Below are 14,422 nucleotides of genomic sequence, written 5' to 3' on the forward strand. Positions count from 1 at the left end.
GTTTATCGGTGGCCGAATACCGACTATGGGTGCAAGTGCGGTGAATGTGGCGGGCCGCCTGGAGAGGGCCGCCAGGCCGCCACGCCGTCCCGCGCTTGGGGTGGTGCGTGGAGACCGGCGCGACACCCGATGCCCAGTCGGGCAACGGATGGTGCCCTGACAGCTGCCTCTAGAGCCCTTGTGGCGGGTGCAGCCGACCGGTGGTGTAGCAGGCAACGCTTCGTCGAAAGGCATGTCCGTTGTCTCAGCACGAGCACCGCCCGGAACCCGCCAAGACCAATCCGCCAGAACGCCGTAGACCGGCCGCCAAAGACCACGTGGGGCTCCTCGCGCTCCAGCGCACCGCGGGAAACGCCGCCGTCCTGCGCATGCTCCAACTCGCCGGCCACCCCTACGCCCAGCCCCTCGTCCAGCGCAATGAGCAAACCTCTGAGCAGCACGTCCACGGCGCCGGCTGCGGCCACCAGCAGAGCGAGCGGCCCGCCGTACAGCGCTCCGCCGTCCACGACGTCCTCGCGAGCACGGGCCGCCCCCTCGGCACGCCCCTCCGCGAAGAAATGGAAGCCCGCCTCGGCGCCGACTTCTCCGACGTACGTATCCACGACAACACCAACGCCCGCGCCTCCGCCGCCGAAGTCGGTGCCCGCGCCTACACCAGTGGCAACAACGTCGTCATCGGCGACGGCGGAAACGACAAACACACCCTCGCCCACGAACTCACCCACGTCGTTCAGCAGCGCCAAGGCCCTGTCGCCGGGACCGACAACGGCACCGGCCTGCGTGTCAGCGACCCGTCGGACCGGTTCGAACGCGAAGCCGAAGCCAACGCCGCACGAGCGCTGGCGGGTCCCGCACCAGACGCCGTCCAGCGCGTCCGAAACGAGACGGCCGACCAGTCACCGGACGCCGGGGCGGCGGCAGGCGGTACCGCGCAGACCGTGCAGCGCTACCACACCCAGCCACAGAGGATCACGACAGCCGGAGGAGCAGGTCCGCACTTCCAGGCGCAGACACCGAACGCGGTGTTGGACGACAACAATGTCGCCGGCCAGCTGCCCTGGGCAATCGACCACACGGTCGCCACCTACACCCCGACCGAAGCGACACCGGTGAGTGTGCGCGTCTCGCAGGACTACTCACTCGCCGTGCTGGACAGCGAGAGCGAGCCGAAGGAGTTCTACGCCAGCACGGCTCGTCTCGACGAGGCCAACGCGGCTTTGGCTGCCGCGGACAGCGCGATCCGGCTTACGGCGGTCGGGGACACCACGATCGATGTCGATGCCGGTGGCACGCCTGCGACCCTTCGGCGGGTGACCGCAGTGAGAAGCGGCGGTGATCATCAGGCCGCGCAGTTCGCAAGTCTCGTGGAGCACCAGTGCATCCGCCTTGCGGGCGGCATCATCGGGATGGCGGTCACGCAAGACTTCCACGGCAATGACAAATTCACGCAGGCGCCCCAGAGGCATACAGCACCTGACGGGACGGTCTTCGAGTCGAAAGCCCTCGCCGACAGACTGGTTGGCCCGGACACCCAAACGGGAGGCCGGACAACCCTCGGGGAACGCTATGGCACGGCTCATGCGGCCGGAGCGTTGCGCGATGCCGCGCAGCTCGGCGTCAACGAGCACGCGGCCCCGGGGATCGGCGAGGCGTTCGGCATCTATTCCATCGGCCAGACAGGCGAGCTCGGCGAGACGGACTTCGCCTTCCCGGGTGGCCCCGCGCCGTCGGAATTGGCGACGTGGAACTACCACTTCGCCGGCGTGGTCGCCCGGGCCGGCAAGGACCGCGTGACCCTAGAGAACTACACCAGGGACGACAGCTTCGGCGACGCCCAGAGAATGCTCTACAGCGAGTTGGTCGTGCGCTACCGGGAGACCCTCATGGGGAAGATCATGAAACTCCTCGGTCTCGACTACAAGCAAGACCCCGATGACGTGGAATTCTTGCGACTGCTGGAAGAACTGGTGAAGAAGGAGGCGGGGAGCGCCGGGGCCGATGCGAGGGCGGAGTACGCGCGGCTTGTCCAGGACGTGCAAATGCCCACACGCTGGTTCTTCCGCATGTACGGCACCGAGGAAGGACAGTCCTTCCATGAGCAGCAGTACGGCGGCGGCCGGAACCAGCTCATCAACCCGCTCACCACGCGCAGTCGAAAGCCGCAACCACCGGCGTAGCGCCGGGTCGCGAAGCGGCTGGTCACCGCCCCAGGTGGACACAGTCCCCGCGAGCCGGAGCCGGCCTCGATGGTGGCCGGCAGCGGCGTCTCTACCTGGTTCAGGTTCACCCAGCTGTGCAGCACGGTGAAGAACGGCGTGTCGCTGCCCACCAGGACCGGATGGGCGGCGATCACGTACTCGTCGATCAGTCCGGCGCGCAGGTCGGCGACGAGGGGACCGATCCCGAGGTCTGGGACGCCGGAGCATGGCACGAGCCCCACGATGGGTGTCGAGCTGACCATGGACGACGGCGCATCTGGTCCTCCGCCCCACCCTTCTCGTGCGCGCCCTCGAGGTCATTCGAGAGCCGGAGAAGCCTGTCGTCGGGAGAGGGCCACCCTGCGTCGCCCTGGGTCGATCTCCGTGACGACGACCATGATCCTTTCGCCGACCTGGACCACCTCTTCCGGAGCCTCGACAGCCGTCCAGGTGAGCTCCTGCAGATGAACCAGCCCCACAATGTCCTTGGTGACCTGGACGAAGGCACCGAACGGGACCAGCTTCGTGACCCGACCCTGCAGTGTCTGCCCCACCGCGGTGCTCTCGGCGAAGGTCTGGAACGGGTCAGGCTGCGTCGCCCGCAGGGACAGCCTGGCCTCTCCATTCGTCGTGTCGAAACGGAGGAACTCGCACGAAACGCGCTGTCCCAGCTGAACGATGTCCGCAGCGGTCTCGAAATGTCGCCAGGACAGTTCGGGAATCGTGATGAAGCCGACGCCGGGGAAGACAGGGTGATCAGGGCCATCGTCCAACGCCACGAACACGCCGAACCGTTCGATCGACGCGATCCTGCCCGAGAGGATTTCGCCGACGCGTTGAGACTTCAGAAATGCCCAGAGGTCGGCGTTCTCCGTAGCAGCCATGGACAGCCAGGCTCGGCCCTGATCCAGGTCGATGGCGGTCACCTCGGCGGTGATCCGCTGGTCGGCCCCGACTGCTCCAGCCGGAAACGTGCGCCACGACACGTCCAACGGCCCCACAAACCCCAGCGGGTATTCCGCGAAACCGTCCAGGATCACTGACACCCCTCGCCGAGACACTTCTGCCGCGATACCGCTGCATAGGTCACCGACCTGGAACGAAGCCAGAAACCTCCGGGAAGCCTCTTCGCCCGACGCGCTGCTCATGCCGTCCAGCGTTTCACGGGCAGCCCGTCATCAGCCAGGTTCATGGGTGCTCATGCCCGCGCCCGGCAACCGAGGTGGCGACGTGAAGGCCCCGCCGTCCGGAAGCACGAGGCCTCCGGACGACGGGCCTGAGCGATGGAGCAGGGCGTCAGGGCGCCATCATCGATATCCCGAACGGCACGGCCTGCGGGGCCGATTCGGTGCCGTCGGCGGCCACCGCGGTGACGACGTAGTAGTAGTACGCCCGTGCCAGACCGGGGTCCTTGTACGTCAGTGCCGTCACGCCCGTGGCGATCCGGCGCTCAGGGGTGAAGACGTCCGAACTCGACGTGGAACGGTAGACGTTGTACGAGACCGTCGCACCCTGGTCGCACGCTCCGACCGCCCAGTTGAGCTGAACCCAGTCCGCGCCCCTGCCGCCCCCGGTGATCTTGGGGGTGGGCGGTCCGGTGATGACCGGGCAGGGCACGGTGACCTCGGCCAGCGGCGAGTAGTCGGACCACTGGCTGTGCGTGCTGACGACGCGCACCACGTAGTACCAGGTCTTGCCGGCGGGGACGTCCACGTTGGTGAACGTCGTCCCGGTGATGAGCGGGGAGACCGAGTAGGCCGTCGTCGGGTCCGCGGCGGTCGTCCGGTAGACGTAGTAGCCGGCCACGTCCGTCGACGTGCTCGCGGTCCACTCCACCTTGACGTTGCCGTTCTCGGCCGTCGCGGTGACCTGGGCGGGCGCGGCCGGCTTCTCGTAGACGGGCAGGCGCTTGCCGTAGACCGTGCCGTAGCCGGGCTCGGGCATGCGGGAGACGTTGCCGGCCCCGTCGACGGCGCGGACGGTGTAGCCGTACTGCACGCCGGCCGGGGTGCCGGTGTCCACGTACGTGGAGCCCCACACCGTGGCGATCTCCTCCCACGCGCCGAGCATCGGCTTGCGCATGACGATGTAGTGGTCCGTGTCGTCGGTGTTGGGCGTCCAGGTGAGGTGCACGCCGTCCGTGGCGTCCCACGCGTCCAGGCCGTACGGCATGTGCGGCGCGGTGGTGTCGCCGGTGCGGGTGGCCGAGGCCGTCGCCGACGGGTTCGACTCCGTGCCGAGCATCGTGACCGTCTTGATTTGGTAGTAGCGCACCTCGCCGACGGGCGCCGCGTAGTCGTCGTAGGCGGGGCCGGTGACCGGGATGTCGGTCAGCCGGGTCCACGGAGCGGTCGCCGACGCGGCGGCATAGACGTGGAACCGGTGGGAGGCGTCACCGTCGTACGTCCAGCCGACGGTGTTGCGGTCGGCCCAGCCGTTGGCGGAGACGGCCGTCGGCGGCAGCGGCTGGGCCTCGGTGGCGTCGAGCTGGACGGGCGCAGAGTACGCGGACGCGTTGCCCGCGCTGTCCTTGGCCCGCACGCGGTAGTAGTAGGTCGTGCCCACTGCGGCGGACGGGTCGGTCAGGGCGGCGCCCTGCACGGGCGTGCCGACCGGGGCGAACGTCCCCTCGGGTACGACGGCCCGCTGCACCTCGTAGGAGGCCGCCTCCTCCAGCGGGGTCCAGGAGAGCCGGGCGCCGGCGGACTGGTCGTACGTGGCCGTGAGCCCGGTGGGCACGGCGGGGGCCGTCTTGTCGGCGCTGACGACGCTCGTCACCGCGGACAGCGCGGAGACGTTGCCGGAGCGGTCGACGGCGCGCAGGGCGTACTCGTAGGAGGCGCCGGTGGCCGGGGGCGCGTCGGTGAAGGCGGTGCTCGTGATCAGGGTGGAGTTGCGCAGGCTCCAGCCGCCGGTGCCGGCGATGCGGCGGTAGACGCGGTAACCGGCCAGGTCCATCTCGTAGTTGCGGGACCAGGCCAGGCTCGTCTTGAGAGTGGACGCCGAGTAGCTGGACTTCACGCCGCCCGGGGCCAGCGGGGCGATCTTGTCGTACGTGGCGCTGACGACCGGCTTGTAGGAGAAGGAGATGTTGGCGGTGCCGGTGATGGCGGCGAAGTCCACGCGCAGGGTGTGGGTCCCGCCCGACAGGGTGAGGCGGACGGTCTTCGTCTGGGTCGAGCTGACGTTGCGCCACAGGTCGATCTTGCGTTGGCCGTCGACGTAGACGCGGGCGCCGTCCTGGACGGCGACGCGCAGGTCGAAGGGGCCGCCGGAGCCGAAGTTACGGGTGGTGGTCCAGCGGACGCCGAAGTAGTCGCTCGGCAGGGTCACGCCGGAGGGGTCGCCGGAGCCGTAGTTCTCGGCGATGGCGGTATCGCAGACAGTGGCCTTCGGAGTGCCGGAGAGGGTGGCGTTGGCGTAGTACTGGGCTTTCCACACGCCGGCCGGGCAGGACACGGCCGCGTGCGCGGTTGCGGGGAAAGCGAGCCCGGCCACGGCCGTGGCCAAGGACAGCACGACCGCACCACCTGTACGGCGCGCCGCGCCGAGGGATATTCGCATCTACGGATGCTCACACTTTCGGTGAGGAGATGAGGACATGGCGTGTATGCCGCCTCAATAGTGCCATTTGCAAGATCAGTTGGGGTAGATGGTGTGTGAGGTGAAGTCGCCGACGAAACGGCGCTGCGGAAACTCGGGTGGCCCCGGCCAGCTGCCCGGGTAGGCTCGAGCAGTGCCCGAGCTGAAGCGGTTGCATGCCGGACATGCCCCGGCGGTCCTGGCCTTCGAGTTGGCGAACCGTGCCTACTTCGCTGCCTCGGTACCGGACCGCGGCGACGACTTCTTCGACCAGTTCGCAGACCGGTACAACGCCTTGCTTGCTGAGCAGGAGGCCGGCATCTGCGCCTTCCACGTCCTTGTCGCCGAGGACGGCTTGATACTCGGCAGGTTCAACTTGCTCGACATCGAAGACCACACTGCGGAACTCGGCTACCGGGTCGCGCAGCATGTCGCCGGCCGTGGCGTGGCGACCGCAACCGTCCGGGAGCTGTGCCGACTGGCGGCGGCCCGGCACGGGCTGCGCACACTGCGGGCGGCCACCGCTCGCCAGAATTCCGCGTCCCAGAAGGTGTTGACCAGAGCCGGGTTCGTCCCTGTGGGCCCGGCAGACCCGGCCCACCTCGACGGCGAGCCGGGCACTTGGTATCAGCGCGACCTGGTGCTCCAGCCGGACAGCGCGATCTTGCCGGGGGCCGGCTGACAGACGGGCACGGTCACCCCTGATCCTCGATGTGTGAAGGTTCGCGAGGGTTGAACCCCGACGCGGGGTGAGGCACTTGGTGCTGGTGCTGCGTCCCGATGGCCACGGGCCTCTCAACTGGCGGGACAGCAAGGTCTGCAGAGAGCTACCTGGCGCCTCTCCGGCTGCTCCTCCTCGGTGGCAGGGCCAGGGAGAACGGGGTGCAGCCGCACAGGGGACACAGGTGCCACGGTGCGAGGGCGTGCGGGAGGTGGCTGGTCGTCGGCCCGACCGTCGGGATGTGCCTGTCAGGCCCTTGACCGGCTGCCGCTTGGACGGGGGATGGGGGAAGGGAGCGGGTCTGCGTGCTGGAGTATGGGCCTCTGACAACTCCGACAGCAGGGAGCGCTTCTTCCGATGACCGTACTGTCCGCACGCTCCGATCGCAGCGGTCCCGAGACCGCCTCGGTCATGGACGTCTCGCCGTTCAAGCCTTCTCTCGTCAAAGCGGTGTTCAGGGACGTGACCCCGATGCACGTCTCTCGGTCGGCCGCGTGGGCCGCCGCGTCGGTGACGCGGACAGTGCTGACGGAGATCATCGACGGCGCGAGGAGAGCGGCGGCGGAGGAGGCCCGGAAGAAGCTGATTCCCCGGGACTTCGTCTCGGCGATCGACCGGAACGTCGAGGTCGAGGTGGGGGGCCTGTGGTACCACCACAGTCCGACGTTTCGAGGTCTGACCGGTGTCATGTACGACGCCGAGGGTGTCGTCGTGCCTTCTCCCAAGCGCAGCAGGTCGCGTAAACCGAGTGCTGTGGCCGGTGCCCACCGGTTCGAGGCCGGGGTGAGGAAGCTGCTGCGGAGCCAGGGGGCGACGGCCGTCCCGGCGATGGTCCGCGACCTGGACGGAATCGCGAGCGTGTTCCTGACGGACCTCGCCCGCGACGCGGCCAGGGTCGCCCGCGAGGGCGGAGTCGATCGTTTCGGTACGGTCACCCTAGTGATGCCGGGCGAACCGGCCCCACCCCCGTTCTTCAACGATTCCTTCCAGGCCCCGTCCGTCCGCAGGGGTGACAGGCGGACTGTCAGCAGGGATGACATCTTGGCCGCCACCACGATTCAGTTGTTCGACGGGAGCCTCAGGCAGCGAGCCCTCAGAGAGGCACGCGAGGTGACGCAGAACGCTTCGGCCGGCTGAGCGGGTGCGGCCCAACATCGCTGCCTGCGCCCTCATCTGCTACCACAGAAGTCGCTGAGCTTGGTGTTCAACCTCGGCCAGGCTCCTCAGGGTTGTCACCCAGGCTGTTTGTATGCTTTCCATGAGTACTTCTCGGCGCCTTGGGGGCCCAAGTTCATGGCGTCACTGATGTAGTCCGTGTAGTCGAGGGGTGGGCTGAACACTACGTCTGGATAGACTCGAAGAACCATTCCATCCGGGATGAGTGCAGAACCAAGCGGAACCAGGGGGCGCGTTTCCTCGAAGGGGAAATTGTACGGCCCGACGACCCGAGCTGCACCAGCCATTTGCGGACCTTCGTGAAGAACGATCTTTCTGATCTCAGGGGGAGGATCGGCCGATTTGTGGACGACGGCCGAACTCGCTTTCCGCGCCCACCCGCCGAGGTCCGGGACGTCCTGACTGACGTCTAGACGGCTACCCTGAAAGTGCCAGTGTTCATACAGGCGCACTATCAATTCCGAGGGCACCTTGACGGAATGAACGGTGTCGTTTCCGATGCTCAAGTCCGATGAGTCATAGGATCCTTCGGCGAGGAACTGGCCCAGTCCGAGGAAATCTTTTCGGCGAAGAGAATGACACGGTCGCCGACTTTGCTGCCAGGCATACCGATGCTCCTAGCGTGGGAGGGCACCGATCGCGAAGACGGTCAGGGCTTTTCCTCGGGCGCGACCGCCCAAAACGACTGCAGCTCCGCTGCACCGCCGTCGGCTTGCTTGCGCCTCGCATACCTCTGACAGGAAGCCCTCCATTGTAGGATACGTTGCGGGCTCTCCCACGTCGATTGATGCGGAACCAGTCACTGGCACGCGACAGCTAAACCAAATAGCACAGACAAGCAAGAATTGAACGCTCACTACTGTAAGCAGCGTGGGGGAGTGGCCCTCACCTCACATGCGCTACCTTCGCGGTTGGGAGCGGTGGAGGCGGCGCCCCCGCCTACGACCCCGAACTGGGCCTGGTCATCATCCTTCTGGAGCCGAAGCTGCTGATCTTCGATGTCCGCCAATGGGAACAAGCCCGCCGTGGGTACACCCGCCGACCGTCGACACGTCAATTGCCGTCGGGCTTCCTGGTGGGCTGTTCTCCGGCGTGCCAACGCAGGGCGAACCACAGCTCCATCCGGACGTCGAGGTCTTCCAGGTCGGCGCCGAGCAGTTCGGCTGCCTTTTCTATGCGTCGGCGCACGGTGTTGCGGTGGACTTCCAGAGCGGCGGCCGTGCGGTCCCAGCTGCCGTGATGGGCGAGCCAGGTTCGCAAGGTGTCCAGCAGGACGGCAGGCCCGGGAGAAGGGGCTTCGTTCAGTGGAGCGAAGCGGGCCTGCGCGAGTGCCGTGGCGTCGTCCGCGCTGACCAGGGAGTGCATGGTCAGCTCCTGGGGGCGGTGCTCTGCCGAGGACGTTCCGGTGGCGAGCGCGTGGCGGAGCATGCGGTCGGCCTGTCTGTCGGCGATCGCGAGGTCGGCGGCGGCAACGGGTGAGCTGATGCCGAGGGTCCAGCCGAGGCGGACTGCCGAGGTGAGGTCGGGCAGGAGACCGGGGCTGTTGGGGATCAGGGCGACCAGGCTGATGCCGTCCACGTCGACGTACGGGGTGGTGAGGGCGGTGGCGAGGGTGGCCAGCTGCACCGGGCCGTCACTGGGCCGAGCCTCGGAAGCCGCTCCTGTGAGGCGGCCGCGGACGACGACCCAACCGTCCGGTCGTGCGGCCGACGAGAGAAGCGGGGCCACGTCGACCGGGCCGTGGCCGAGCATCAGGCGGACCAGCGCCGCGGCGCTGCGGGTGTCGGTGTCCAGGGCGTGACGGGGTGTGGTGAGCAGGGAGAGCAGGACAAGAGCGGTGCCGGTGATGGAGCGATGCACCGCTCTGGGCGCGGAGGTTGCTGCGATGCCGAGGGTGAAGGGGCCTTCGGCCGGCTCCGCGGGAAGGGTGTGCACCGTGAGGTGGATGTCGGCATGGTGTTCGGCCGATGCTGTGGGAGGTTGGGCTCGCCCTTGCTGGGAGCGGGATTGCACGTGGGCCGTGGTGCGCGCGGCGAGTGCGTGCAACTGCTGCGCAACAGGTGCGGTGGGCCTGGTGCCGGCCGCGAGGAGCTCGGTGCCCTGCGGGTCCAGGAGGACGGTCCACGCATCGATGTGTGTGGCGAGTTGGTGCAGGACGGCCTTGAGCGCGTCGGGACGGGCGGCGGCCGTGGCGAGGGCGGCCTGGGCTTCGGAGATCTGCCGGAGTTCCTGATGCCGGGCCTCGGCCATGGCCGCGTGCGCAACGTGATTGACGGCGACGAACGGCGTCCTGGGCGGGATCCGCAGCAGAGGCAGGCCGTGCCGGTCGCAGGCGGCGACCAGAGCGGGCGGGACCTCGTCGTGCACAGGGGCGACGCCGAAGCCGAGCGCTGCGATGCCGGCCTGAACCACCCGTCGCACATACACGTCGACCCTGTCCGCCGTCGGCGGGAGGCCTATGCCGGCGATGAGCAGTAGCTCGCCGCCGAGCAGGTACGGCGCCGGGTCCTCCAGCTCCGTGGTGCCGATCGTGCCAACAAGCCGGTCCTCGCGGGGCCCGGCGAGCTGCCGCAGGCCGAGGCCGGGGTCGGCGAGCAGGGTGCTCAACGGCACGGAGGGGGTGTCCGGCGGGGGTGTCATGGGACTGGTCGGCGGCATGAGCGGTTCCTCGAGTCAGCGGTGCACGACCCGGTGGGATGATTCATCCCTTGCCGGTCAGGATATGAGACAGATCCGACACTGTGGAGTCAAGGCCCGACAGCCTACGGTTGGCGCACACCAGCCAGACACCGGGCAGGCACCTGCGAGTCCGTCTCCCGACGTGGCCGAGCCGTCTGTCACCCCCGAGCAATGCAGCCGCCGCCTCCACCCCCCGGCTTTGCGCGCAGCCGCTCCCCCTCATACGAGCACGTCGGTACCGCGTTCCCTCGACGCGGGCCGCCAAGGACCGGAGGACGTCATGGGCGTCGACTACGTCGTGATCATCGGATATTTGCTGGGCATCGCCGCCGTCGGATGGTGGGGCAAGAGACGAGCCCGATCTGCCAGCGACTTCCTCGTCGCAGGACGGCGCCTCGGCCCAAGTCTGTACACCGGCACCATGGCCGCCGTCGTCATCGGCGGCGCCTCCACCATCGGAGGCGTACGCCTCGGCTACACCTATGGCCTGTCCGGCGCCTGGATGGTCTTCGCCATCGGCTTCGGACTGCTGGCACTGAGCATCTTCTTCTCCGCCCGCATCGCCCGTCTGCGGGTCTACACCGTCGCCGACATGCTGTCCCTGCGGTACGGCGACTCGGCCAGCATCATCTCGGGTCTGGTGATGTGGGTCTACACACTCATGCTCGCCGTCACCTCGACCATCGCCTACGCCACCGTCTTCGATGTCCTGTTCGACGTGCCCCGCTGGGTCGCCGTTGTCATCGGCGGCACGATCGTGGTCGGCTACTCCGCGCTCGGCGGCATGTGGTCGATCACCCTCACCGACATGGTGCAGTTCGTGATCAAGAGCATCGGCGTGCTCGTGATCCTGCTGCCGGTCGCAGTCATCAAGGCGGGCGGCTTTGCCGAGCTCTCCGATCAGCTCCCCGACAGCTACCTGTCGTTCGGCTCCATCGGCGGCGAGAGCATCTTCACCTACGTGCTGATCTACACGTTCGGCATGCTGATCGGCCAGGACATCTGGCAGCGGGTCTTCACCGCCCGCAGCGACAAGATCGCAGCCTGGGGCGGCACCGCGGCCGGCGTGTACTGTCTGATCTACGCACTCGCCGGCGCCGTCATCGGCATGGCCACCAAGGTCCTCCACCCCGACCTCGCCGACGCCGACAACGCCTTCGCGGCCATCGTCAAGAGCACGCTGCCCACCGGTGTCAAGGGCCTCGTGCTCGCCGCGGCGCTGTCCGCCATGATGTCCACCGCCAGCGGCGCCCTGATCGCCTCCGCCACCGTGGCCAACAACGACATCTGGCACCGACTGCGCGCGCTCGGCGGGCGAACCGCCCTCAAGCAGACCGACGACCACGACGAGGTCGCCTCCAACCGGCTCGCCATCATCATCCTCGGCGCCGTGTCCATCGCTCTCGCCTGCCTGCTCGACGATGTCCTCGCAGCCCTCACCGTCGCCTACAACCTGCTGGTCGGCGCCCTGCTGGTGCCCATCCTCGGCGGCCTGCTCTGGAAGCGAGGGAACCTGCAAGGGGCACTCGCGGCCATGACCGCCGGCAGCGTCACCGTCATCTTCCTGATGGCCACCCACGGCATGCTCGCCAACGAACCCATCTACTACGGCCTCGCCACCAGCCTGATCGCCTACATCGCGGTCAGTGTCACCACACGGCCTACCGAGACGCACATCCTCGACCAGTGGCGCCGTCGCCTCGCCGGCCAGGACACCGACCGCGACGATCCCCCGGCCACGCAGCCCACGACCGCGGCCACCACCCTCTGACGCACTGACAGGAACCGAGTCCTCATGGCCACCAGCGCCACCACGACCGAAGCCACCCCGGCCACCATCGCAACCGCTGGCCTCCCGGTCGGCCGACAGCATCACGGCGACGAAGAACTCCGGCTGCGGCGTGAACTGGCCGCCGTCTACCGGCTCGTAGCGCACTTCCGGATGACCGACCTGATCTTCACGCACATCTCGCTGCGGCTGCCCGGGCCCGAGCACCACTTCCTCATCAACCCCTACGGGCTCCTCTTCGAGGAAATCACCGCGTCGAACCTGGTGAAGGTCGACCTTCACGGCAACCCCGTCGAGGCGACCCCCTACCCGGTCAACCCCGCCGGCTTCGTCATCCACAGCGCGATACACGCCGCCCGTCCCGACGCCCACTGCGTGCTGCACACCCACACCAAGGCCGGCTGTGCCGTCGCCGCCCAGCAAGGCGGTCTGCTGCCGGTCAACCAGATGTCCATGGAATTCCACAACCGGGTGGGCTATCACGACTATGAAGGAGTCGCCCTCAACCTCGACGAACAGCAGCGCCTCGTCGCCGACATCGAGGACCACCCCGCCCTCATCCTGCGCAACCACGGCCTGCTCACCGTCGGGGAGACCGCCGCCCAGGCTTTCCTGCGCATGTACTACCTGGAAAGGGCATGCGAGATCCAGGTAACCGCTCAAGCCGGCGGAACTCCGCTCACCCTGCCGCCCGTCGACCTGCGTGAGCACACCGCCCGCCAACTCCGCGGTGAGGAACACGGATCCGACCTCCAGGACGACCATGCGTACCACCTGGCCTGGCAGGCCCTGCTCCGTCTGGTGGGACGCATCGCCCCCGACTACGCGGACTGATCACTCGCGGACTGCGAATCCGTGTCGTACGACTCGGCAGCGCTTCGAACGGCGGAGCGGCGGCGGCCCGAACGCGCTGTAAAGCGACAGCAGGACACCCGCCCCCGGCCGCGAGCGCATCACCGACGGCACGTGTGGCCGCGTCGCCGACGCCCGCACCCTCTTCGAGCACACGGCCACCATCACCACTGACACCTGCCCCTCCCCAGCAGGATCGTGGTGTTGCCCAGTGACCGCCCCGGCCATCCCGGCCGGGGCGGTCACGATATTGGAGATGGGTCATCGTGCCGATGCAGTCCTTGGAACGTGACGTACGCATCGCCACATCACCAACCGCCAACCCCTTGCGAAACCCCTCCAGTCGAGCCGGGCACCACCTGGTGGGATTCCGCTCTGACGTTCTGACTCCGGGACAGACGTTCAGGCGTCCGATGGAACCGACCGTCCCGGGGCCAGTCTGTTCCGCACAAGACGAGAGTGAGACCCCAAGTGGACCCCCTCACGCGCGCTGCAGCTTCGATCGGGCACCGCACCCTCATCCTCACGACCCTCGCCGTCCCAGTCACCGGCTGGGCCGTCCATGCACTCGTGCTTCACCGTCGCCTCGCAGCCGAACGCCGCGACCCGCTGACCGGAGCCGAGCGCCGCGCCGCGTTCGAGCACCGGGCCAAGCGCCTGCTCGCCCGCCACCAGCGAGATTCCCTCATCTGCCTGGTCGACCTCGACAATTTCAAGGGACTGAACGACACGCACGGCCACGCCGCCGGTGACGCCGCGCTCGCAGCGACCGGCGAGCGCCTCTCCCGCTGGGCGGGCCCGCATGGGGTCGTCGGCCGCCTGGGCGGAGACGAGTTCGCCGTCGCCACCCGCATCGGCACCCGGACGGGTGACAACGCGATGGAGCAGAGCCTGGAGCGGCTGATGGGCGCACTCCACGAGCCCGTGCCCACCCTGGCCGGACCGCTCGCCGTCGCTGCCTCTGTAGGGACCGCCGTCCCCGACTACCTCGGGATTCGCGCCCTGCCGGCCCTGCTGCGCGGCGCGGACGCCTCGATGTACCGGACCAAGTACTCCGGCCGGTACGGGTGGGCGGAGATCGCGGACCTTCAGACCCCGACCGTCAACGGCCGTCGACAGGGACGCCCCGGCACCGCGCTGGAGCGTGCCGTATGACCGAACGCGAAACGGCGAGTCGGCGCATGCCCCGAGCGGGTTCAGTCGGGGTCTCCTGCACGGCTGATCACCGCGTCCGAACTGCTCAGAGGGCGCCGTCAGGTACGAGCACCGCGTGTCTGGGGGGACCGCTTCGCCCAAGACAAAGCCTCTACAGCCGGTGCGGCCACGTCGCCCACGAAGGCGTCCCGCGCGCGGCTCGCCACACCAGCGGCGGCTACGCAGGGTGTATAACATGGGTATGAACCCGTCTGCTGGGGGTTCGTCCGC

Annotated in this window: 9 protein-coding genes and 1 pseudogene; 6 read left to right on the forward strand and 4 right to left on the reverse strand. The window is 68.2% G+C overall.

What is annotated here, in order from left to right; all coding sequences use genetic code 11:
• The first annotated feature begins 239 nt into the window (after positions 1-239).
• Complete coding sequence (locus ACZ6SQ_RS11860) at positions 240-2,177, forward strand: eCIS core domain-containing protein (protein WP_469559723.1); 1,938 nt, start codon at positions 240-242, stop codon at positions 2,175-2,177.
• On the opposite strand, the pseudogene ACZ6SQ_RS11865 reads toward ACZ6SQ_RS11860, so the two are convergent.
• From ACZ6SQ_RS11865 to ACZ6SQ_RS11875, 3 genes and pseudogenes are all read right to left on the reverse strand, one after another.
• A pseudogene (locus ACZ6SQ_RS11865) lies at positions 2,177-2,386 on the reverse strand (hypothetical protein); the annotation flags it as partial. The gene ACZ6SQ_RS11860 and the pseudogene ACZ6SQ_RS11865 overlap by 1 nt on opposite strands.
• A gap of 129 nt (positions 2,387-2,515) precedes the next feature.
• Positions 2,516-3,346: a S1 RNA-binding domain-containing protein gene (locus tag ACZ6SQ_RS11870; RefSeq protein ID WP_469559724.1), complete on the reverse strand. Its 831-nt coding sequence runs from the start codon at positions 3,344-3,346 to the stop codon at positions 2,516-2,518.
• A 148-nt stretch (positions 3,347-3,494) separates the two neighbouring features.
• Positions 3,495-5,762, reverse strand: a complete 2,268-nt coding sequence (locus tag ACZ6SQ_RS11875; RefSeq protein WP_469559727.1) for a fibronectin type III domain-containing protein — start codon at positions 5,760-5,762, stop codon at positions 3,495-3,497.
• Positions 5,763-5,934: 172 nt separating this feature from the next.
• Here ACZ6SQ_RS11875 and ACZ6SQ_RS11880 point away from each other — a divergent pair, with 172 nt between their 5' ends.
• A complete protein-coding gene (locus ACZ6SQ_RS11880) occupies positions 5,935-6,462 on the forward strand; it encodes a GNAT family N-acetyltransferase (protein WP_469559730.1) in 528 nt (175 codons plus the stop codon).
• 396 nt (positions 6,463-6,858) lie between these two features.
• Positions 6,859-7,638: a hypothetical protein gene (locus ACZ6SQ_RS11885; RefSeq protein WP_469559732.1), complete on the forward strand. Its 780-nt coding sequence runs from the start codon at positions 6,859-6,861 to the stop codon at positions 7,636-7,638.
• Positions 7,639-8,730: 1,092 nt separating this feature from the next.
• Here ACZ6SQ_RS11885 and ACZ6SQ_RS11890 read toward each other — a convergent pair.
• The gene (locus tag ACZ6SQ_RS11890) at positions 8,731-10,335 is read right to left on the reverse strand and encodes a PucR family transcriptional regulator (RefSeq protein WP_469559735.1); all 1,605 of its coding nucleotides are present in this window, start codon (positions 10,333-10,335) and stop codon (positions 8,731-8,733) included.
• A gap of 301 nt (positions 10,336-10,636) precedes the next feature.
• Here ACZ6SQ_RS11890 and ACZ6SQ_RS11895 point away from each other — a divergent pair, with 301 nt between their 5' ends.
• The 3 genes from ACZ6SQ_RS11895 to ACZ6SQ_RS11905 all read left to right on the forward strand — a co-directional run bounded on the left by ACZ6SQ_RS11895 (position 10,637) and on the right by ACZ6SQ_RS11905 (position 14,152).
• Entirely contained in the window at positions 10,637-12,127 is a 1,491-nt protein-coding gene (locus ACZ6SQ_RS11895) for a sodium:solute symporter family protein (protein WP_469559738.1), read from the forward strand.
• Positions 12,128-12,151: 24 nt separating this feature from the next.
• The gene (locus ACZ6SQ_RS11900; RefSeq protein ID WP_469559741.1) at positions 12,152-12,979 is read left to right on the forward strand and encodes a class II aldolase/adducin family protein; all 828 of its coding nucleotides are present in this window, start codon (positions 12,152-12,154) and stop codon (positions 12,977-12,979) included.
• Between the two features lie 588 nt (positions 12,980-13,567).
• A complete protein-coding gene (locus ACZ6SQ_RS11905) occupies positions 13,568-14,152 on the forward strand; it encodes a GGDEF domain-containing protein (RefSeq protein ID WP_469559742.1) in 585 nt (194 codons plus the stop codon).
• The last annotated feature ends 270 nt before the right edge of the window (positions 14,153-14,422 follow it).

The organism is Streptomyces sp. NPDC048600 (assembly GCF_055587025.1).